The sequence below is a fragment of the Pseudomonas sp. Z3-8 genome, from assembly GCF_051131975.1.
GTDB lineage: Bacteria > Pseudomonadota > Gammaproteobacteria > Pseudomonadales > Pseudomonadaceae > Aquipseudomonas.
On record NZ_CP071643.1, the window covers coordinates 293,197 to 312,374 of the forward strand.

Here is a 19,178-nt window from a genome sequence, read left to right on the forward strand (position 1 = left end):
TGCCGGATATGAAAAAGGCATCTTTCGATGCCTTGGTTTCATCGTGGCGAGGGAGCTTGCTCCCGCTGGCCTGCGCAGCAGGCCCCGGTTCGGTGGAGGTGATCAGTCTGATGCATTGCAGAGCAAGCTCCCTCGCCACAAGATTCACCCTGCCATTGGGTATTTGGGTCAGCGCCGGCGCTTGTCGATGGAGTACAGGAACGGTGCCGTCAGTTCGACCGTGCCGTTGCTCAGCAGGTCGGCCGGTGGCTTGGGCAGCGGTTGGGCGCGGCGGATCATTTCCAGGGTGGCCCGGTCCAGATCGGCGTTGCCTGACTTGCCCACCAGTTCGAACGACACCACGTTGCCTTCGGCATCCACCACGAACCGCAAGCGGTTCATGCCTTCCTTGCCACGTGCCTGGGCGCTGGCCGGGTACTTCTTGTACTTGCCCAGGTGCGCCAGCAACGTACCTTGCCAACTGGCCTTGGCGGCCATCTGCGCGGGCGATGGGCCAGGGGCCGGTTGCGCGGACTTCTCCGTCGGTGCCTGGGTCGGCTGAGTGTCGGCGGGCTTTTGCTCCGACGGCGTTTCCTTCGGCGGCTCCGGCTTTTTCTCCACCGGCTTTGGCTTGGGCGGCTGTGGTTTTGGCTTTGGCTTGACCGGTTTGGGCACGGCGATTTCCGCCTTCGGCGCCTCGGCCAGTTTAGGCAGCGGCAGCTCTTCGACCGGCTCGGGCGGTTGCGGCGGCGTGACGACTTTTGGCGGCGCAGGCGGTGGCGGTGCTGGAACCGGCGCCAGTTCGACCATCATCGCCTGGGGAGGCAATTCGATGGGCGCACGCGTCGTCCAGTTCAGCGCCAGTGCGATGGCAAGCGCATGCACGCCCAGCACCACGGCCAGGCTACCGCTGTAACGCGTCAGCTTTTGGCGCGTCGTGATCATTTCTTCGACGCCGTCTCGAGTCCGACCAGACCGACCTTCAGGTAGCCGGCGCCACGAAGTGCGTCCATCACGCTCATCAGGTCGCCGTAGTCCACGCCTTTGTCGGCCTGGAAGAAGATCGTCGTGTCTTTCTTGCCCTGGGTCCTGGCGTCCAGGGTCGCGCCGAGGCTGTCGACCTTGATTTCCTCTTCACCGAGGAACAGGCGCTGGTCGGCCTTGACGCTCAGGAACACCGGTTTCTCCGGGCGTGGCGAAGGCTTGGCCGTCGACGCGGGGAGGTCTACCTTGATGTCCACGGTGGCGAGCGGGGCGGCCACCATGAAGATGATCAACAGCACCAGCATCACGTCAATGAATGGCGTGACGTTGATTTCGTGGTTCTCGGCCAGATCGTCGTCTGCGCCTTCTTTCAAATGCAGGCCCATGGCCGATTACCCCACTTTCACCATGTGCGGTTGCGAGCTGCGCTCGGGCGGCAGGTGGTCGAGGTCGCGACTGACCAGCAGCAGGACTTCGGCCGAAGCGTCGGAGACCTGGGCCTTGTAGCCGGCGATGGAGCGGGCGAAGACGTTATAGATGACCACGGCGGGGATCGCTGCGACCAGGCCCAAAGCCGTCGCCAGCAAGGCTTCGGCGATGCCGGGAGCAACGACGGCGAGGTTGGTGGTCTGGGTCTTGGCGATGCCGATGAAGCTGTTCATGATCCCCCACACGGTGCCGAACAGGCCGACGAAGGGCGCGGTGGAACCGATGGTGGCGAGCACGCCGGTGCCGCTGCTCATGTTGCGACCGCAGGCCGCGACCAGACGCTCGAGACGGAAGCTCACGCGTTCCTTGATGCCTTCCTTCTCGCGGCTGTTGGCCGACAGGCGCATCTCTTCGAGCGCATCGTGCACCAGCAGGTTGGCGAGGGTGCCTTCCTTGCCGGCGGTGGTGCTGGCTTCCTTGAGGGTGGCGGCTTTTTTCAGGGCGGCGATCTCGCCACGCAAGCGGCGCTTGGCACCCAGCAGCTCGAAGCCTTTGGCGATCCAGATGGTCCAGGTGATGATCGAGGCAATGGCCAGGCCGATCATCACGGCTTTGACGACGACGTCGGCGTTCTTGTACATGCCCCAGGGCGACAGGTCGTGGGCCATGCCCAGGGTGTTGTCGGCTTCAAGCACTTGAGGCGCGTCGGCTTCGACGGCCTGGGCCGGGTCGGTGGCCATGGGCGCCGCAACAGGTGCGGCCGGCTCGGCTGGTGTCTGGGCGGCGGCGGGTGTCGTGGCGGGCGCCTGTGCATCAGCGAAGGCGGCGCTCGGCGCCAGCACCAGGCTGAGCAGCAAGGCTGCCACGGCGCCCCAGGCGCGAGGTCGGTTGGTTGGCGAAGCGGAAGAAAGAGAGCGTGTCATGCTGGCCGGACCTGAGAGAAAAAAGAAGGTTGATGTTCTTCCAGGCCTCGTGAGGCCGAGAACAAAAGTGGCGAGCATTATTGCAAGTAATTCTTGTTAACAAAAGTAATACAGTTACTTTTTTTGTCGCATGGCTAGCCGCTGGTCCCTCTGGCAGCTAGGCTGCGGCTTTTCCAAAAGGAGATCCTGATGCCCGCGCCTTCTGTTTTGATTGCCGGTTGTGGTGATGTCGGCGGTCGCCTGGCCACGAAATTGCTGGCGGCTGGCTGGCATGTTTACGGCCTGCGCCGTGATGTCTCGCGGTTGCCGGAGGGTGTGACTGGCGTTGCCGGCGACCTGTTCAACGAAGACTGCCCAATGACTTGGCCGGTGGGCGCTATCGATTATGTGGTTTATTGCGCCGCCGCCACCGACCACGATGAGGATGGCTATCGGAAGGCTTACGTCCAGGGGCTGCAGAACGTGCTGAGTTGGTTGGGTGACTATGGACAGGTGCCCGATCGACTGATTTTTGTATCCAGCAGCAGCGTTTATGGCCAGCAGGACGGTGCATGGATCGATGAGACCTCCGAGACTGTCGCTACCGGCTATTCCGGACGCCTGATGCTTGAGGCCGAGCAGGTAGCACTCAAGAGCGGTATTCGCGCAAGTGTCCTTCGCCTGACGGGCATTTATGGCCCGGGCCGCGAATGGCTGCTCACGCAAGTGCGTCGGGGTTATCGCGTGGCGACGGAGCCGCCGCTCTATGGCAACCGGATTCATGCGGACGATGCTGCTGGATTGCTGGCGTTTCTGTTGGAAAAGGATCGGCAGGGCGTACAGTTGGAGGATTTCTACATCGGTGTCGACGATGCACCTGCGCCGTTGGCCGAAGTGGTGGGTTGGCTACGCGAATATCTGGGCGTGACCGAGTGGGCCGATGACGCCAGCGTGCGTCGCACGGGTAGCAAGCGTTGCAGCAATGCCCGGGCGAAGGCGTTGGGCTGGGTGCCCCGTTATCCGAGTTATCGCGAGGGGTATGCGGCGATTCTGGAAGGGCGCTGCTGACTTTCCTGTCGCCGCAAAAGCAACTGTGGGAGCGAGCTTGCTCGCGATAGCGGCGTAACAGTCAACTCGATGTCGAGCGTTATGGCCTCATCGCGAGCAAGCTCGCTCCCACAGGGATGGCACACTGAGTTACTGTTTCTCCAGTACCCAGCGCCGGTCACCTGGCGTGAACGAAGGCATCTCATCGGCCAGCGCCGCATTCACGGTCTGGAAGATCTCCAGCTTCTTGCCATTACGCGCGAAAATCCAGGTATTGCCCTGGCCGTTCTGCTGCAGCCAGATGTTGTCGTTGCCGCCGCTCATCGAGGCGCAGTCGCCGGCCAGGCACAAGGCGTAGCGATCAGCGCCCGGCAGGCCGCTGACCTGGCCGTCGGGCTGGAATTGCACCGTGGCGCCTTGGCCGGGGCCTTCGGCGATGTTCCAGGTGCCGCCCAGGTAGGCGCCATACAGTGCCCGCTCGAAGCTGGCGCCGATGGGCGCGCCGTCCGGGACCTGCACCTTGGCGCGCTCGAATACCTGCTGCGGTTCGTTTTCGGTGGCAGCCTGGCTCAGTTGGTCGCCGTCGCGCTTCAGTTCGCTGGCCGAGCTGCCATAAAAATCGACTTTCCAGGCACCGTCTTCTTCGCCGAGCAGCTTGCCTTCGACGTTTTCAAAGCCGTTGGTATAGCGCGCCTGGCCGGCCCGGGTGTTGACGTCCCATTCCAGGTTCGGGCCGTAGCCTTGCAGCGCTTCGCGCAGAGGGCCGCCCTTGGCGGCAGCGTCAATGGCGGCCTGGTTGATCCAGGTGCCGCTGATGTCACGGTCGGCAGGGTTGCTGGCGCAACCGCCGAGAATCAGGGCGAGCAGCGAGAAAGCAAGCGCGTTGCGCATGGAGGAATCCTTTCAGAACGAAAACGGCGCAGCGGAGGAAGCTGCGCCGGGTTTATTACTCGATGACCAGGATGGCGTCCATCTCGACCTGGGCACCCTTCGGCAGGGCGGCCACGCCAATGGCGGCGCGGGCAGGGTAAGGCTGGTCGAAATACTTGCCCATGATCTCGTTGACCTTGGCGAAGTGGCTCAGGTCGGTGAGGAAGATGTTGAGCTTGACGATGTCCTTGAACGAACCGCCGGCAGCTTCGGCCACGGACTTCAGGTTCTCGAAGACCTGCACGGTCTGGGCTTCGAAGCCCTCGACCAGCTCCATGGTTTTCGGGTCCAGCGGGATCTGGCCCGACATGTACACCGTGTTGCCCGCCTTGATCGCCTGGGAATAAGTACCGATGGCGGCCGGGGCCTTGTCGCTGGAAATAACGGTCTTGGTCATTCATGACTCCTTGTAATGAGGGCGGCTATAAAGCGCTATGCGCGCATGCGGGTGATGCGAATGACCCCGGTCAGGGCGCGCAGTTTCTTGATCACGCGGGCCAAGTGCACACGGTCGTGCACGCTGACCACCAGTTGGACGACGCTGATGCGGCCGTCGCGTTCGTCCATGCTGATTTTCTCGATGTTGCCGTCGGCGGCGTTGACGCTGCTCGCCAGCAAGGCGATCAGGCCGCGCTGGTGTTCGAGTTCGACGCGCAGCTCGACGTTGAATTCGCCGGTGACATCCTTGGCCCACGAAAGCTGGATGCATTTTTCCGGGTTGTGGCGGATTTCGCTGATGTTGCGGCAGTTGTCCAGGTGCACCACCATCCCCTTGCCGGCCGACAGGTGGCCGACAATCGGGTCGCCCGGTATCGGCGTGCAGCACTTGGCGTAGCTGAGTACCAGGCCCTCGGTACCGCGAATCGCCAGCGGACCTTCGGGGCTTGGCAGCTGTTCGCCTTCGCCGAGCAGGCGGCGGGCGACGACATAGGCCATGCGGTTGCCCAGGCCGATGTCTTCGAGCAGGTCTTCGATCAATTCGAGGCGGTACTCGTTGAGCATGACCTGCACACGCTCGGCCGGGATCTTGTCCAGCGAGCTGTCGAAACCGTTCAACACTTTGTTCAGCAGGCGCTCGCCAAGGCTGATGGATTCGGAGCGACGTTGCAGCTTCAGCGCGTGACGGATGTGCGTGCGGGCCTTGCCGGTGACCACGAAATTGAGCCACGCCGGATTGGGCCGCGCGCCGGGGGCGCTGACGATTTCCACCGTCGAGCCGCTTTGCAGCGGTTCGGACAACGGGGCCAGGCGGCGATTGATGCGACAGGCGATGCAGCTGTTGCCGACGTCGGTGTGCACGGCGTAGGCGAAATCCACCGCGGTGGAGCCTTTGGGCAGCTCCATGATCCGGCCCTTGGGCGTGAAGACGTAGACCTCGTCCGGGAACAGGTCGATCTTGACGCTCTCTATGAATTCCAGGGAGTTGCCGGCGCGCTGCTGCATTTCCAGCACGCCCTTGACCCACTGACGGGCGCGGGCGTGAGTGCTCTTCGGCTGTTCATCGCCGCTGGATTTGTACAGCCAGTGGGCGGCGATGCCGTTGTTGGCCATCTCTTCCATTTCACGGGTGCGGATCTGGATTTCGATCGGTACGCCATGCATGCCGAACAGCGTGGTATGCAGCGACTGGTAGCCGTTGGCCTTGGGGATCGCGATGTAGTCCTTGAAGCGCCCCGGCAATGGTTTGTACAGATTATGCACAGCACCGAGCACGCGGTAGCAGGTATCGACCTTGTCGACGATGATCCGGAACGCGTAGACGTCCATGATCTCGTTGAAGGCCCGGCGCTTGCCGCGCATTTTCTTGTAGATGCCGTAGAGGTGTTTCTGCCGCCCGCTGACTTCGCCTTCGATGCCGTCGATTGCGAGGCAGTGGCTCAGCGACTCTTCGATCTTGTTGACGATTTCCTTGCGATTGCCCCGGGCGCGCTTGACGGCCTGGTTGATCCGCGCCGAACGCATCGGGTGCATGGCCTTGAAGCCCAGGTCCTCGAACTCGATGCGGATCGCGTGCATACCCAGCCGGTTGGCGATGGGTGCATAGATTTCCAGGGTTTCCTTGGCGATGCGCCGGCGTTTTTCGCCGGACAGCACTTCCAGGGTGCGCATGTTGTGCAAGCGGTCGGCGAGCTTGACCAGGATCACCCGGATATCCCGCGCCATGGCCATGGCCATTTTTTGGAAGTTCTCGGCCTGGGCCTCGGCCTTGGTCTCGAAGTTCATCTGGGTCAGCTTGCTGACCCCGTCGACCAGCTCGGCCACGGTTTCGCCGAACTGCGCTTGCAGCGCTTCCTTGGCAATGCCGGTGTCTTCGATCACGTCATGCAGCATCGCCGCCATCAGGCTCTGATGGTCCATGTGCATGTCGGCAAGAATATTCGCCACCGCAAGCGGGTGCGTGACGTACGCCTCGCCGCTGCGGCGGCGCTGGCCGTCGTGGGCTTGTTCGGCGTAGAAATAGGCTCGGCGGACCAGGTTGACCTGGTCCGTGCCGAGGTAGGCCGATAAGCGATCGGCGAGGGCGTCTATGCTCGGCATGATGATGACTCCTGCCGTCTGCTGTGACCCCGCGCCGTGCTACGTCGACCAGGCATAGGCTTAGACCGCCTCGTTGGACTCGTCCTCGAACGCTGCGAACAGCGGTTCGTCTTCAACGATTTCAGCGTTGGCGATGAACTCGTAGCTCATCAGGCCTTCGGCGATTTCACGCAGCGCTACCACGGTAGGCTTGTCGTTTTCCCACTGGACCAACGGCTCTTTGCCACCGGTGGCCAGTTGACGGGCACGCTTGGTAGAGAGCATGACCAGCTCAAAGCGGTTTTCCACGTGTTCTAGGCAGTCTTCAACGGTTACGCGGGCCATGGTATTCCTCGGAGCGAATGCAATATGCGCGCTGCCCGGTTGGGCGAGCGGACTCGACAGTTTAAAAAAACACCAGCGTTTAGGGAAGCGCTGATTTTTTGAGCAAACCCCTCGGCGCGCTGCGACTACCAATGTAAAGCCGTCGCAGCGGTTTTGGGAAGGGCTGTTCAGCCCAGCAGTTCGGCCAGTAATTTACCGAAACGTTGCTGCTGGCGTTTCTGCTGGAGCTGGCTGGCGCGGAAAATTGCCTTCAGGTCGTCCAGCGCGTGGGAGAAATCGTCGTTGATGATCAGGTAATCGTAGTCAACGTAGTGACTCATTTCGCTGACCGCTTCCCGCATCCGCCCTTCGATGATCTCGTCGCTGTCCTGGCCACGGTTGGTCAGGCGCTGGCGCAAGGCCTGCTGGCTCGGTGGCAGGATGAAGATCGAGCGGGCCTGGGGCATCAATTTGCGCACCTGCTCGGCGCCTTGCCAGTCGATTTCCAGGATCAGGTCATGGCCTTCGTCCAAGGTCTGCTGAAGGACGCTTTGCGAGGTGCCGTAGAGATTGCCAAACACTTCGGCGCGCTCCAGGAAGTCGCCGTGTTCGGCCATCCGCACGAACTCTTCGCGGTCGACGAAGTGATAGTTCACGCCGTTCACTTCACCGGGACGCATGGCGCGGGTGGTGTGGGAGACCGAAACGCGAATTTGCGGCTCGGCGTCGATCAACGCCTTGACCAGGCTGGTCTTGCCGGCGCCGGAGGGCGCGGAAATGATGTAGAGGGTGCCAGTGCTGTGGGTCATGTCGGGTTAGCCTTACTCAATGTTCTGCACTTGTTCGCGCATTTGTTCGATCAACACCTTGAGGTTGACCGCCGCCTGGGTGCTGCGCGGGTCGAAGGCTTTGGAGCCCAGTGTATTGGCTTCGCGGTTGAGCTCCTGCATCAGGAAGTCGAGGCGGCGGCCGGCCGCGCCACCGGACTTGAGCACCCGGCGGACTTCAATGATGTGGGTGCTCAGGCGATCCAGTTCTTCGGCCACGTCGCTCTTCTGGGCGAGCATGACCATTTCCTGTTCCAGGCGCTGCGGGTCCAGCTCCGCCTTCATGTCGGCGAAGCGGTCGAGGACTTTCTGGCGCTGGGTGGCGAGCATCTGCGGAACGAGTTCGCGCAGGGTGGCGACGTCCTCTTCAATGGAGGTCAGGCGCTCGTTGATCAGTCGGGCCAGTTCCGCGCCTTCGCGCTCGCGGCCGGCCTTGAGCTCGTTCAGCCCTTGATTGAACAACGCCAGGGCCTCGGCGTTCAGCGCCTGCGGGTCGCTCGCGTCACCCACCAACACGCCCGGCCAGGCCAGGACTTCCAGTGGGTTCAGGGCGGCGGGATTGTTGATCAGGCTGGCGACGGTTTCGGCGGCGGCGACCAATTGCGCGGCGCGCTCGCGGTCCACTTGCAAGGTTTTGCCGCTGCTCTCTTCGGTAAACCGCAGGGTACATTCCAGTTTGCCCCGGGACAGGCCCTGGCGCAGCGCTTCACGCACGCCGCCTTCGAGGTCGCGGAAGGACTCGGGCAAGCGCAGGTGCGGCTCCAGGTAACGGCTGTTGACCGAGCGCAGCTCCCAGCTCAGCGTGCCTTGGGCGCCGGCCTTTTCGACGCGGGCGAAGGCGGTCATGCTGTGCACCATGGGGGTTCCTCGCAATGCAGGCTGGCCACAACCGTTGATTGTGGGGCCTGGGATCTGTGGGTGGATGCCGAAGGGCAGCAAAGGCGCAGGATTGTAGCGCAGTGGGACGCAAGCGCCCAAACAGCTCCGGTTACAAAGCGCTGCAGCCCGTCGGGCGGGGCTTTGAGTGCGTTCACCCGTCGCGTCAGTTTATTAGAACTGCCCTATGACGATTCGCGGCTCTATAATGCCGGCAGTTTTCCGTCCTCTGTACAGGTGTTCCCTATGAAACGTCCAAGTGGTCGCGCTGCCGATCAGCTTCGCTCGATCCGCATTACCCGCAACTACACCAAACACGCCGAGGGATCTGTACTGGTGGAGTTCGGTGATACCAAGGTCATCTGCACCGTCAGCGTCGAAAACGGCGTGCCTCGTTTCCTCAAGGGCCAGGGCCAGGGTTGGTTGACTGCCGAATACGGCATGCTGCCGCGGGCTACCGGCGAGCGGAACCAGCGCGAGGCCAGTCGTGGCAAGCAGGGCGGACGGACCCTGGAAATCCAGCGCCTGATCGGTCGTTCGCTGCGCGCCGCGCTGGACATGTCCAAGCTCGGCGATGTGACGCTGTATGTCGATTGCGACGTGATCCAGGCTGATGGCGGCACCCGCACCGCCTCCATCACCGGTGCCATGGTTGCGCTGGCCGATGCCTTGAAAGTGATCAAGAAGCGTGGCGGCCTCAAGGGCGGCGATCCGCTCAAGCAAATGATCGCCGCGGTGTCGGTGGGCATGTACCAGGGCGAGCCGGTGCTGGACCTGGATTACCTGGAAGACTCCGCTGCCGAGACAGACCTGAACGTGGTCATGACCAGTGCCGGCGGCTTCATCGAAGTCCAGGGCACCGCCGAGGGCGCGCCGTTCCAGCCGGAAGAATTGACCGCTATGCTGGAGCTGGCGAAGAAAGGCATGGGCGAAATCTTCGAATTGCAAAAGGCCGCGTTGGCCGACTGATTTTTTTGCGCTTCAGACAAGGAGAGTGTCATGAGTGATGAGCAAGTCCTGTTGCCCCAGCCGAGCAGAGAAGCGCGGCAGTGGGCAATGTTTTGTCACCTGTCTGCACTATTGGGCATTTTCATTCCGTTCGGTTCGCTGATCGGGCCGCTGGTCATCTGGCAGCTCAAGCGTGAATCCGACCCGTTCATCGATGCCCAGGGCAAGGAAGCGCTGAACTTCCAGATCACTGTGGCGATCGCCGCGGCGATCAGCTTGTTGCTGATGATCGTGGTGATTGGTTTCTTCCTGTTTGGCCTGGTGGCGATCGGTGCGCTGGTGTTGACCATCATTGCTGGGGTGAAGGCCAATGAAGGGCAGCCGTATCGGTATCCGTTTACCTGGCGGCTGGTCAAGTAACGAGCAGCACATATATCACCTGTGGGAGCGAGCCTGCTCGCGATGGCAATCTATCAGTCAGCATTGATGTCGGCTGACCCACCGCTATCGCGAGCAGGCTCGCTCCCACAGTTGTTTTCGTACCCATAAAAAAACCGACATTGCTGTCGGTTTTTTTATGGGTACGAAAATGACCTAGATGGTCAGCGTCCAGTCGTAATCCACGATCAGCGGCGCGTGCTGCGAGAAGCGCGGCTGGCGTGGCAGGCGGGCGCTGCGGACGAAGCGGCGCAGCCCGGGCGTCAGCAGCTGGTAGTCGAAGCGCCAGCCGAGGTTGAGCATCTCGGCCTGCTCGTTATCCGGCCACCAGCTGTACTGGTCGCCTTCGCGGCTGACTTCGCGCAGGGCGTCGACATAACCCATGTTGCCGATGATCTCGTCCATCCAGGCCCGTTCCGGCGCCAGGAAGCCAGGCGACTGCTGGCTGTCGCGCCAGTTCTTGATATCCAGCTTCTGTTGCGCCACGTACAGCGAGCCACAATAAATGTACTCGCGACGTTTGCGCCGCTGTTTATCAAGGTAACGGGCGAAGTCGTCCATCAACTTGAATTTCTGATTCAAATCTTCATCGCCGTTCTGCCCCGAAGGGAGCAGCAAGGTCGCGATGCTGACCTTGTCGAAATCGGCTTGCAGGTAGCGCCCGTAGCGGTCCGCCGTCTCGAAACCGAGACCGTTGATGACAGCCTTCGGTTGCAGCCGCGAGTACAAAGCCACGCCACCCTGGGCGGGGACTTCGGCATCGCAGGCGTAAAGGAAGTAACCGTCCAGTTGGAAGGCTGCATCGTCCAGTTCAAAGGCGGAGGCGCGGGTGTCCTGCAGGCAGATGACGTCGGCATTCTGTGCTTGCAGCCAACTGAGCAAACCACGCTCCACTGCAGCCTGAATACCATTGACGTTCACACTGATGATCCGCATAAATGGCCCCAAAAATCACGTGCGTGTATGATACACGCCGTCTACCTATTTAGCTAAATCCGCGGTATTTGAGGCTTTTTTCATGCAGGCGTATCAGCGCGATTTCATTCGCTTTGCCATCGATCGCGGCGTTTTGCGCTTCGGTGAATTCACCCTCAAGTCCGGGCGCACCAGCCCGTACTTCTTCAACGCCGGCCTGTTCAACAGCGGAACCGCCCTGGCGCAGTTGGGCCGGTTCTATGCCGCCGCCATCGTTGAAAGCGGCATTCCGTTCGACGTGCTGTTCGGCCCGGCCTACAAGGGCATCCCATTGGCCGCCACTACCGCCGTCGCCCTGGCCGAGCACCATGGCCGTGACCTGCCCTGGTGCTTCAACCGCAAGGAAGCCAAGGCTCACGGTGAAGGCGGAAGCCTGGTCGGCGCGCCGTTGACCGGCGAAGTGCTGATCATCGATGACGTCATCACCGCCGGTACCGCCATTCGCGAGGTGATGCAGATCATCGCTTCCCAGGAAGGCGCCAAGGCTGCCGGCGTGCTGATCGCCCTGAACCGCCAGGAGCGCGGCAACGGTGAACTGTCGGCGATCCAGGAAGTGGAGCGCGACTTCGGTATCCCGGTGATCAGCATTGTGTCGCTGAACCAGGTGCTGGAGTTTTTGGCCGATGATCCGCAGCTCAAGCAGCATTTGCCGGCGGTTGAGGCCTATCGGGCGCAGTTCGGCGTCTAAAAAGCCCCGCTGGTTTTGATCTTGTGGCGAGGGAGCTTGCTCCCGCTGGGCTGCGCAGCGGCCCCAATACTTTACGGTCGCTACGCAACCGAGCGGGAGCAAGCTCCCTCGCCACATAAGCATCTTCTGAAGAAGTGATGAAAAAGACCCCGCTCAACCAGGTTGAGCGGGGTCTTTTTTTACAGGTGTCGCTTAATGACGCTTGCGATTGCTGATCAGCGTACCCACGCCGGTATCGGTGAAGATCTCCAGCAGAATCGCATTCGGCACGCGGCCGTCGATGATCAGCGAGCTGCCAACGCCGCCCTGGACCGCTTCCAGCGCGCAACGGATCTTCGGCAGCATGCCGCCGTAGATGGTGCCATCGGCGATCAAATCGTCGACTTGCTGGGTCGACAACCCGGTCAGGACCTTGCCAGTCTTGTCCATCAGGCCGGCGATGTTGGTCAGCAGCATCAACTTCTCGGCTTTCAGCGCTTCGGCAACCTTGCCGGCCACCAGGTCGGCGTTGATGTTGTACGACTCGCCATTGGCGCCCACGCCGATCGGCGCGATGACCGGAATGAAGTCGCCCTTGACCAGCAGGTTCAGCAGATCGGTGTTGATGCCGACCACTTCGCCGACCTGGCCGATGTCGATGATTTCTGGCTGAGTCATCTCCGGCGTCTGGCGGGTTACGGTGAGTTTCTTCGCCCGGATCAGTTCGGCGTCCTTGCCGGTCAGGCCGATGGCGCTGCCGCCGTGGCGGTTGATCAGATTGACGATGTCCTTGTTCACCTGGCCGCCGAGGACCATCTCCACCACATCCATGGTCTGCGCATCGGTCACGCGCATGCCGTCGATGAAGTGGCTTTCGATCGACAGGCGCTTGAGCAGGTCGCCGATTTGCGGACCACCGCCGTGAACCACCACCGGGTTGATGCCCACCGCCTTCATCAGCACGATGTCGCGGGCGAAGCCGGTCTTGAGCTCCTCGCTTTCCATTGCGTTGCCGCCGTACTTGATCACCAGGGTCTTGCCGACGTAGCGTCGGATGTAAGGCAACGCTTCGGACAGGACCTTGGCGGTGTTGGCGGCGGCTTCGCGTTCGAGGGTCATTCAGGGCTCCGGTGGTGATTCAAATCAGAACGGTAGTTGGAGATCAGGTGCAACACGTTTGAGTTGGGCGTGGAACACATCCTTGATGCGTTGCAGTTCCGCCTCGTTGTCGGCCTCGAAACGCAGCACCAGCACCGGTGTGGTGTTGGAGGCGCGAACCAGGCCCCAGCCTTGTGGGTAGTCGACCCGCACACCATCGATGGTGGTCAGCTCGGCGCCTTCGCCCCACTGGGCGTCGTGCAGTGCATCAATGATGCTGAATTTGCTCTCTTCGGTCACATGGATATTGATTTCCGGCGTAGAAATATCGTTCGGGAAGGTCGCGAACAGCTCTTCGGCGGTGGATTTCTCCTTGCTGAGGATCTCCAGCAGGCGTGCCGCGCTGTAAATGCCGTCATCAAAACCGAACCAGCGCTCCTTGAAGAAAATATGGCCGCTCATTTCGCCGGCCAGCAGGGCGCCGCTCTGTTTCATTTTTTTCTTGATTAGCGAGTGGCCGGTTTTCCACATGAGCGGACGACCGCCATATTCCTTGATCAGCGGCACCAGGCGACGGGTGCACTTCACGTCGAAGATGATCTCGGCGTCGGGGTTGCGTGCAACCACGTCCTTGGCGAACAGCATCAGCAGGCGGTCCGGAAACACCACGCTGCCGGTATTGGTCACCACACCCACGCGGTCACCGTCGCCGTCGAAGGCCAGGCCCAGGTCGGCGTTGGTTTCCTTGACCTTGGCGATCAGGTCCTGAAGATTTTCCAGCTTGCCCGGATCCGGGTGGTGATTTGGGAAATTGCCGTCGACGTCGCAGAACAACGGGATGACTTCGCAGTTCAGCGCTTCGATCAGTTGCGGGGCGATGACGCCGGCCGCGCCGTTGCCGCAATCGACCACTACTTTCAGGCGGCGGGCCAGTTTCACGTCCTTGACGATTTCGTCGTTGTAGCGCGGGAGGATGTCGACCTTGGTCACGCTGCCCTGGCCGCTGCTCAGGTCATTGGTCTTGAGGCGGGTGTGCAGGGCCTGGATCTGCTCGTTGGCGAGGGTGTCGCCGGCGATGACGATCTTGAAGCCGTTGTAGTTCGACGGGTTGTGGCTGCCGGTGAGCATCACGCCGGATTTGCCGGCCAGGACATTGGCGGCGTAATAAAGCGCCGGGGTCGGCACCAGGCCGACGTCGCTGACGTGGCAACCGCTATCGGCAACGCCTTTGATCAACTGCTCGACCAGCTCCGGGCCGGACAAGCGACCGTCGCGGCCAACATTCACGTTCGGTTCGCCCTGGGCCAGGCTCTGGGAGCCGATGGCGCGGCCGATCCAGTAGGCGGTTTCAGCCGTCAGGGTTTCCGGCACGACGCCACGGATGTCGTAGGCGCGGAAGATGCTGTCAGGGAAGATCGGGGCGATTGCGGCTGGGGTGTTCATGGGCGGGGCGCTCTATCAGGAAAGTGACTGGACAGGCCGACGACGGGCGTCGGCAGGCTCAAGCTGAAGGGTATGACGGCGTTTTTGACAGAGAGTTCGCGGTGGGAAAGTGCCATGAGACAGCGTTACCCCAGCGCGAACGGTCTAAAACGTTGATTCCGGATGGGAAACGTCGCCTCGAGCCGTTACGCATTTTTCGTCCTGAAACAGAAGCTTAATAAAGCGGCCGGGCCTGCTGCCCGGCCCGAGCAGCCGGATCAGTGGCTACCGGAGTGACCGAAACCGCCGGCGCCGCGCTGGCTCTCGTCGAATTCCTCGACCAATTCGAAATGGGCCTGGACCACCGGCACCAGCACCAGCTGGGCAATGCGTTCGCCCACGGCGATGTTGAAAGCGGTCTGGCCGCGATTCCAGCAGGACACCATCAGTTCGCCCTGGTAATCGGAGTCGATCAGGCCCACCAGGTTGCCCAGCACGATGCCGTGCTTATGGCCAAGGCCCGAGCGTGGCAGAATCAGCGCGGCCAGGCCCGGATCGCCGATGTAGACCGACAGGCCGGTGGGAATCAGCAGGGTCTGGCCCGGTTCCAGGATCGTGTCCTGCTTGAGCATCGCCCGCAGGTCGAGGCCGGCTGAGCCCGGCGTGGCGTACTGCGGCAGCGGGAATTCACTGCCGATGCGAGGGTCGAGGATCTTGGCTTGTAGAGCGTGCATTAATTAAACCTGGTTCAGCCGTTCGGCGATGAAAGTGATCAGTTGGCGGGCAATCTTGCCCTTGCTGGTCTGGGCGAAAAGCGTGGCGTGCAACTGGCGGTCGATCACGCTGCAGGCGTTCTCTTCGCTGTTGAAGCCGATGCTCGGGTTGGCGACGTCGTTGGCGACGATCAGGTCCAGATTCTTGTCCTTGAGCTTGCGCGCGGCGTAATCGAGGAGGTGTTCGGTTTCGGCGGCAAAACCGACGCTGAATGGACGGTCGGGACGGGTGGCGATGGTGGCCAGGATGTCCGGGTTACGTACCATTTGCAGGAGCAGGCCGTCGCCGCTCGTAGGGTCTTTCTTCAATTTTTGCGGGGCAACGACTTCGGGGCGGTAGTCCGCCACCGCCGCCGAGGCGATGAACAGGTCGCACGGGATCGAGGCCTCACAGGCCGCAAGCATGTCCCGGGCGCTGACGACGTCGATGCGGGTCACTCGATCCGGGGTCGGCAGGTGCACCGGCCCGGTGATCAGCGTCACCCGCGCGCCCGCTTCGACGGCGGCTTCGGCCAGGGCGAAGCCCATTTTTCCCGAGCTGTGGTTGGTGATGTAGCGCACCGGGTCGATGTTTTCCTGGGTCGGGCCGGCGGTAATCAGCACATGCTTGCCGGTCAGCGCCTGGCGCTGGAAGCAGTCGGCGGCGCACTGAACCAGGTCGTTGGCTTCGAGCATGCGGCCCATGCCGACATCGCCGCAGGCCTGGCTGCCAGAGGCTGGACCAAAGACTTTCAGATCGCGGCTTTCGAGCAGTTGCAGGTTGGCCTGGGTGGCGGGGTCGCGCCACATGGCCTGGTTCATGGCCGGCGCCACGGCGACTACGGCGTCGGTAGCGAGTACGAGGGTGGTCAGCAGGTCGTTGGCGATGCCCTGGGCCAGGCGGGCGATCAGGTCGGCCGTGGCCGGGGCGATCAGCACCAGGTCAGCCCATTTGGCCAGCTCGATATGACCCATGGCGGCCTCGGCCGCCGGATCGAGCAGATCCAGGTGGACCGGGTGCCCGGACAAGGCCTGCATGGTCAGCGGGGTGATGAACTCACTGCCGCCGCGGGTCATGACGACCCGTACTTCGGCGCCCTGGTCGATAAGCCTGCGAACCAGCTCGGCGCTCTTGTAGGCGGCAATGCCGCCGCCGACGCCCAGAACGATGCGTTTCCGATACAGCCGCTGCATAGGCCTGCCTTTCGATTTTAATGGTCAGTGCAGGGCGAACCCTCGGCAGCAGCCTGCCTGGGTGCAAATCGCCTGCAAAAAAGATGGGCTAAGATATCACAGCGTCCGCTACGGAACAGCGGCGCCCAATATCAGGGAGATGCCATGAGTATTCGGGACTGGCCGGTGGCCGAGCGGCCACGGGAGAGATTGTTGGTGTCGGGGGCGGAGAGTCTTTCAGACGCCGAGCTGCTGGCGATATTTTTACGCACGGGTGTGTCGGGTAAAAGCGCGGTGGATCTGGCTCGACATCTGCTGTCCCAATTTGGCTGCCTGCGGGCGCTGCTTGAGGCTGATCAGCTCACGTTCAGCAGCCACATGGGACTGGGTCCGGCGAAATTCGCTCAATTGCGCGCGGTGCTCGAAATGGGCCGGCGACATCTGGCGGCGCGGACTCGACAGAAGTCGATGCTGGAAGACCCGCAGGCCGTTCGTGACTATCTCAAGTCAATGCTGCGCCACGAACCTCACGAGGTTTTTGGTTGCCTGTTTCTCAACTCGCGGCATCAGGTGCTGGCGTTCGAAGCGCTTTTTCGTGGCTCCATCGCCTGCACCAGTGTCCACCCTCGGCAAGTCGTCAAGCGCGCCCTGGCCCACAACGCCGCTGCCGTGATCCTGTGCCACAACCACCCCTCCGGCAGCACCGAGCCCAGCCATGCCGACCGAATGCTCACCGAGCGGCTCCAGGACGCGCTGGAGCTGATCGATGTGCGGGTGCTCGACCATTTTATCGTCGGCGATGGGGAGCCGTTGTCGATGGCGGAGTGTGGGTGGATGTAGGCAGGGCCTGACAATATGGAGCCTTTGTGGGAGCGAGCCTGCTCGCGAATGCGGTGTATCAGTTGACTCAAAAGTTGGCTGACAAACCGATTTCGCGAGCAGGCTCGCTCCCACAAGGGCGACTGGGGCTAGTCCGGGTTACTTGAGGCTGACCTTGGAGTAATCCTGCCGCCCAAACGGGCTCACCGTATAACCCTGCACATCCTTGCGGGTCAGCGCGAATGCCGTCGGGTGTGCCAGGGGCAGCCAGAGGGCCTGCTGCTGGATCTGCGCCTGGGCCTGTTCGTAGAGCTTGGTGCGCACGCCCTGTTCGCTGGTGGTCTTGCCGGCACTGATCAGTTTGTCCAGGTCCGGGTTGCAGTAACGAGCGAAATTGGTCCCGGACTTGACCGCCGCGCAGGAAAACTGCGGTGTGAGGAAGTTGTCCGGGTCACCGTTGTCGCCGGCCCAGCCCATGAACAGCAGGTCGTGCTCGCCGGCCTTGGCGCGGCGGATCAGTTCGCCCCATTCGATCACGCGGATTTCCGCCTGGATGCCGATTTCCGCCAGGTCCGATTGCAGCAGCTGCGCGCCGAGGCTCGGATTGGGATTGAGCAGGCTGCCGGAGGGGCGAGTCCAGATAGTAGTCTTGAAGCCTTCCTTCAACCCGGCCTTGGCCAGCAGTTCACGGGCCTTGGCCGGGTCATGGGCATAACCGGGCAGGTTTTTCGCGTAGCTCCAGGTGTTGGGCGGATAAGGGCCGTTGGCCGCTTCGGCCGTGCCTTCAAAAACGGTCTTGAGGTAGCTGGCCTTGTCAAAAGCCAGGTTGATGGCCTGACGGACTTCAGGCTTGTCCAGCGGCGGATGCTGACTGTTGATCGCCAAGAAAGCGGTCATGAATGCGTCAGTCTGGGCCACCTTCAATGTCGGCTCCTGCCGCGCGGCCTGCACGTCCAGCGGCTTGGGCGACAGGGCGACCTGGCATTCATTGCGGCGCAACTTCTGCAGGCGCACGTTGGCGTCCGGCGTGATGGCAAAGATCAGCGGATCCACCTGGGGCTTGCCGCCGAAATAGTCCCCGTTGGCCTTGTAGCGAATCGAGGCATCTTTCTGGAACCGGTTGAAAATGAACGGGCCGGTGCCGATGGGCTGGCTATTGAGTTGTTCCGGCTTGCCGGCCTTCATCAACTGGTCGGCATATTCAGCCGAATAGATCGATGCGAACCCCATGCTCAACGTCGCCAGGAAGGTCGAATCGGCATGATCGAGGGTGAAGCGCACCGTCAGCGGATCCAGCGCGTCGATCTTGGTGATCAGCGCCGGCAGTTGCATGGATTGGGCGTGGGGGAAGCCGCTCTGGGCGACCTTGTGCCAAGGGTTGGCCGGATCCAGCATGCGCTCGAAGCTGAACTTGACGTCTTCGGCCGTCAGGTCGCGACGCGGTGTGAAGTAGTCGGTGTGGTGGAACTTGACCCGCGGACGAAGCTTGAAGACATACGTCAGGCCGTCAGGGGAGACCTCCCAAGTCTCGGCGAGGCTGGCGACCACTTTGCCGCTGGCGGTATCGAAATCCACCAGGCGGTTCATCAACACGTCGGCCGATGCATTGGTAGTGGTCAGGGAGTTGTACTGGACGACATCGAACCCTTCCGGGCTGGCTTCGGTGCAGACGCTCAAGGCAGCGGCCTGGGCCAGCGGGCTGATCAGCAGAGGGGCGAACAACAGCGGTAGGGCAGCGAGGCGCATGATTGATTTCCTGTGCAGGTCGGAGGCCCATCTGCGAGTGCAGTCTGGAAAAGGTCTACCCTAGTGGGCTCGCCTGCAAATGACTATCCCCTTTTTGCATTTTCCGGCACTCTTTGCAGCGCTTCGCGGGACGTGCTCAGGGCGCGAGCTCGCCAATGAATGAAAAAAACCTGCGCGCCGCGACGAGCGGTCAGGGCATCGCGGGCCCTTGCCGCAGCCGCCTGGGGCTGTTGGTCGAGGGTTTCCAGTAAAGACAAATCACACCGGCTGTTGTTGTGCCTGGGTCTTTCTGGTATAAAGCAGCGCTCTTTTCTAGGGGCCCGGT

The 19,178-nt window shown here is 61.9% G+C and carries 19 protein-coding genes and 1 pseudogene; 5 read left to right on the top strand and 15 right to left on the bottom strand.

The window, feature by feature from the left end:
• Nucleotides 1-168: 168 nt before the first annotated feature.
• The 3 genes from J3P94_RS01325 to exbB are packed head-to-tail and all read right to left on the bottom strand — an operon-like array spanning nt 169 to nt 2,315.
• Nucleotides 169-924 (bottom strand): energy transducer TonB family protein, encoded by a 756-nt coding sequence (locus J3P94_RS01325; protein WP_305497900.1) that lies wholly within the window; start codon nt 922-924, stop codon nt 169-171.
• Nucleotides 921-1,349: a TonB system transport protein ExbD gene (gene exbD, locus J3P94_RS01330; RefSeq protein WP_434570894.1), complete on the bottom strand. Its 429-nt coding sequence runs from the start codon at nt 1,347-1,349 to the stop codon at nt 921-923. The genes J3P94_RS01325 and exbD overlap by 4 nt, the downstream gene beginning before the upstream one ends.
• 6 nt (nt 1,350-1,355) lie before the next feature.
• A complete protein-coding gene (gene exbB, locus J3P94_RS01335; RefSeq protein ID WP_434570896.1) occupies nt 1,356-2,315 on the bottom strand; it encodes a tonB-system energizer ExbB in 960 nt (319 codons plus the stop codon).
• 189 nt (nt 2,316-2,504) lie between these two features.
• Here exbB and J3P94_RS01340 point away from each other — a divergent pair, with 189 nt between their 5' ends.
• The gene (locus J3P94_RS01340; protein ID WP_434570898.1) at nt 2,505-3,362 is read left to right on the top strand and encodes an SDR family oxidoreductase; all 858 of its coding nucleotides are present in this window, start codon (nt 2,505-2,507) and stop codon (nt 3,360-3,362) included.
• 129 nt (nt 3,363-3,491) lie between these two features.
• On the opposite strand, the gene J3P94_RS01345 is transcribed toward J3P94_RS01340, so the two are convergent.
• The 6 genes from J3P94_RS01345 to J3P94_RS01370 form a co-directional block, all read right to left on the bottom strand.
• On the bottom strand, nt 3,492-4,232 hold the full coding sequence (locus J3P94_RS01345) for a hypothetical protein (protein ID WP_434570900.1): 741 nt from the start codon (nt 4,230-4,232) through the stop codon (nt 3,492-3,494).
• Between the two features lie 55 nt (nt 4,233-4,287).
• Nucleotides 4,288-4,668, bottom strand: coding sequence for a RidA family protein (locus tag J3P94_RS01350; protein WP_434570902.1), 381 nt, complete (start codon nt 4,666-4,668; stop codon nt 4,288-4,290).
• A 35-nt stretch (nt 4,669-4,703) separates the two neighbouring features.
• Nucleotides 4,704-6,809 carry a bifunctional GTP diphosphokinase/guanosine-3',5'-bis pyrophosphate 3'-pyrophosphohydrolase gene (gene spoT / locus J3P94_RS01355; RefSeq protein WP_407682909.1) on the bottom strand — a complete coding sequence of 702 codons (2,106 nt, stop codon included), beginning with the start codon at nt 6,807-6,809 and terminating at the stop codon, nt 4,704-4,706.
• Between the two features lie 60 nt (nt 6,810-6,869).
• Complete coding sequence (gene rpoZ, locus J3P94_RS01360) at nt 6,870-7,133, bottom strand: DNA-directed RNA polymerase subunit omega (protein ID WP_003177259.1); 264 nt, start codon at nt 7,131-7,133, stop codon at nt 6,870-6,872.
• A 167-nt stretch (nt 7,134-7,300) separates the two neighbouring features.
• Nucleotides 7,301-7,921, bottom strand: coding sequence for a guanylate kinase (gene gmk, locus J3P94_RS01365; protein ID WP_305497909.1), 621 nt, complete (start codon nt 7,919-7,921; stop codon nt 7,301-7,303).
• 12 nt (nt 7,922-7,933) lie between these two features.
• Nucleotides 7,934-8,797 carry a YicC/YloC family endoribonuclease gene (locus J3P94_RS01370; protein ID WP_305497911.1) on the bottom strand — a complete coding sequence of 288 codons (864 nt, stop codon included), beginning with the start codon at nt 8,795-8,797 and terminating at the stop codon, nt 7,934-7,936.
• Nucleotides 8,798-9,061: 264 nt separating this feature from the next.
• On the opposite strand from J3P94_RS01370, the gene rph reads away from it, so the two are divergent.
• Nucleotides 9,062-9,784: a ribonuclease PH gene (gene rph / locus J3P94_RS01375; protein ID WP_434570905.1), complete on the top strand. Its 723-nt coding sequence runs from the start codon at nt 9,062-9,064 to the stop codon at nt 9,782-9,784.
• 30 nt (nt 9,785-9,814) lie between these two features.
• On the top strand, nt 9,815-10,183 hold the full coding sequence (locus J3P94_RS01380; protein ID WP_434570906.1) for a DUF4870 domain-containing protein: 369 nt from the start codon (nt 9,815-9,817) through the stop codon (nt 10,181-10,183).
• Nucleotides 10,184-10,357: 174 nt separating this feature from the next.
• Here the strand turns inward: J3P94_RS01380 and J3P94_RS01385 are convergent, their stop codons facing one another.
• Nucleotides 10,358-11,137, bottom strand: coding sequence for an exodeoxyribonuclease III (locus J3P94_RS01385; protein WP_013694557.1), 780 nt, complete (start codon nt 11,135-11,137; stop codon nt 10,358-10,360).
• An 82-nt stretch (nt 11,138-11,219) separates the two neighbouring features.
• On the opposite strand from J3P94_RS01385, the gene pyrE reads away from it, so the two are divergent.
• Nucleotides 11,220-11,864, top strand: coding sequence for an orotate phosphoribosyltransferase (pyrE, locus tag J3P94_RS01390; protein WP_434570908.1), 645 nt, complete (start codon nt 11,220-11,222; stop codon nt 11,862-11,864).
• Between the two features lie 192 nt (nt 11,865-12,056).
• Here the strand turns inward: pyrE and argB are convergent, their stop codons facing one another.
• From argB to coaBC, 4 genes and pseudogenes are all read right to left on the bottom strand, one after another.
• Nucleotides 12,057-12,962: an acetylglutamate kinase gene (gene argB / locus J3P94_RS01395; RefSeq protein WP_305497915.1), complete on the bottom strand. Its 906-nt coding sequence runs from the start codon at nt 12,960-12,962 to the stop codon at nt 12,057-12,059.
• A 24-nt stretch (nt 12,963-12,986) separates the two neighbouring features.
• A pseudogene (locus tag J3P94_RS01400) lies at nt 12,987-14,390 on the bottom strand (phosphomannomutase/phosphoglucomutase); the annotation flags it as partial.
• Nucleotides 14,391-14,641: 251 nt separating this feature from the next.
• Nucleotides 14,642-15,097, bottom strand: a complete 456-nt coding sequence (gene dut, locus J3P94_RS01405; RefSeq protein WP_053126549.1) for a dUTP diphosphatase — start codon at nt 15,095-15,097, stop codon at nt 14,642-14,644.
• 3 nt (nt 15,098-15,100) lie between these two features.
• Nucleotides 15,101-16,309, bottom strand: a complete 1,209-nt coding sequence (gene coaBC / locus J3P94_RS01410; RefSeq protein ID WP_305497916.1) for a bifunctional phosphopantothenoylcysteine decarboxylase/phosphopantothenate--cysteine ligase CoaBC — start codon at nt 16,307-16,309, stop codon at nt 15,101-15,103.
• A gap of 144 nt (nt 16,310-16,453) precedes the next feature.
• On the opposite strand from coaBC, the gene radC reads away from it, so the two are divergent.
• On the top strand, nt 16,454-17,128 hold the full coding sequence (radC, locus tag J3P94_RS01415) for a RadC family protein (RefSeq protein ID WP_434570911.1): 675 nt from the start codon (nt 16,454-16,456) through the stop codon (nt 17,126-17,128).
• 138 nt (nt 17,129-17,266) lie between these two features.
• Here radC and J3P94_RS01420 read toward each other — a convergent pair whose 3' ends face one another.
• Complete coding sequence (locus J3P94_RS01420) at nt 17,267-18,853, bottom strand: ABC transporter substrate-binding protein (protein WP_434570912.1); 1,587 nt, start codon at nt 18,851-18,853, stop codon at nt 17,267-17,269.
• Nucleotides 18,854-19,178: the final 325 nt, after the last annotated feature.

Bases quoted from the DNA above. Each gene is read 5' to 3' on its own strand.
- J3P94_RS01370 (WP_305497911.1), bottom strand. From the start codon at position 8,797: ATGGTGCACAGCATGACCGCCTTCGCCCGCGTCGAAAAGGCCGGCGCC.
- argB (WP_305497915.1), bottom strand. From the start codon at position 12,962: ATGACCCTCGAACGCGAAGCCGCCGCCAACACCGCCAAGGTCCTGTCC.
- J3P94_RS01325 (WP_305497900.1), bottom strand. From the start codon at position 924: ATGATCACGACGCGCCAAAAGCTGACGCGTTACAGCGGTAGCCTGGCC.
- J3P94_RS01420 (WP_434570912.1), bottom strand. From the start codon at position 18,853: ATGCGCCTCGCTGCCCTACCGCTGTTGTTCGCCCCTCTGCTGATCAGC.
- J3P94_RS01350 (WP_434570902.1), bottom strand. From the start codon at position 4,668: ATGACCAAGACCGTTATTTCCAGCGACAAGGCCCCGGCCGCCATCGGT.
- coaBC (WP_305497916.1), bottom strand. From the start codon at position 16,309: ATGCAGCGGCTGTATCGGAAACGCATCGTTCTGGGCGTCGGCGGCGGC.
- exbB (WP_434570896.1), bottom strand. From the start codon at position 2,315: ATGACACGCTCTCTTTCTTCCGCTTCGCCAACCAACCGACCTCGCGCC.
- rpoZ (WP_003177259.1), bottom strand. From the start codon at position 7,133: ATGGCCCGCGTAACCGTTGAAGACTGCCTAGAACACGTGGAAAACCGC.
- pyrE (WP_434570908.1), top strand. From the start codon at position 11,220: ATGCAGGCGTATCAGCGCGATTTCATTCGCTTTGCCATCGATCGCGGC.
- rph (WP_434570905.1), top strand. From the start codon at position 9,062: ATGAAACGTCCAAGTGGTCGCGCTGCCGATCAGCTTCGCTCGATCCGC.
- J3P94_RS01340 (WP_434570898.1), top strand. From the start codon at position 2,505: ATGCCCGCGCCTTCTGTTTTGATTGCCGGTTGTGGTGATGTCGGCGGT.
- gmk (WP_305497909.1), bottom strand. From the start codon at position 7,921: ATGACCCACAGCACTGGCACCCTCTACATCATTTCCGCGCCCTCCGGC.
- J3P94_RS01380 (WP_434570906.1), top strand. From the start codon at position 9,815: ATGAGTGATGAGCAAGTCCTGTTGCCCCAGCCGAGCAGAGAAGCGCGG.
- dut (WP_053126549.1), bottom strand. From the start codon at position 15,097: ATGCACGCTCTACAAGCCAAGATCCTCGACCCTCGCATCGGCAGTGAA.
- J3P94_RS01385 (WP_013694557.1), bottom strand. From the start codon at position 11,137: ATGCGGATCATCAGTGTGAACGTCAATGGTATTCAGGCTGCAGTGGAG.
- J3P94_RS01345 (WP_434570900.1), bottom strand. From the start codon at position 4,232: ATGCGCAACGCGCTTGCTTTCTCGCTGCTCGCCCTGATTCTCGGCGGT.
- exbD (WP_434570894.1), bottom strand. From the start codon at position 1,349: ATGGGCCTGCATTTGAAAGAAGGCGCAGACGACGATCTGGCCGAGAAC.
- spoT (WP_407682909.1), bottom strand. From the start codon at position 6,809: ATGCCGAGCATAGACGCCCTCGCCGATCGCTTATCGGCCTACCTCGGC.
- radC (WP_434570911.1), top strand. From the start codon at position 16,454: ATGAGTATTCGGGACTGGCCGGTGGCCGAGCGGCCACGGGAGAGATTG.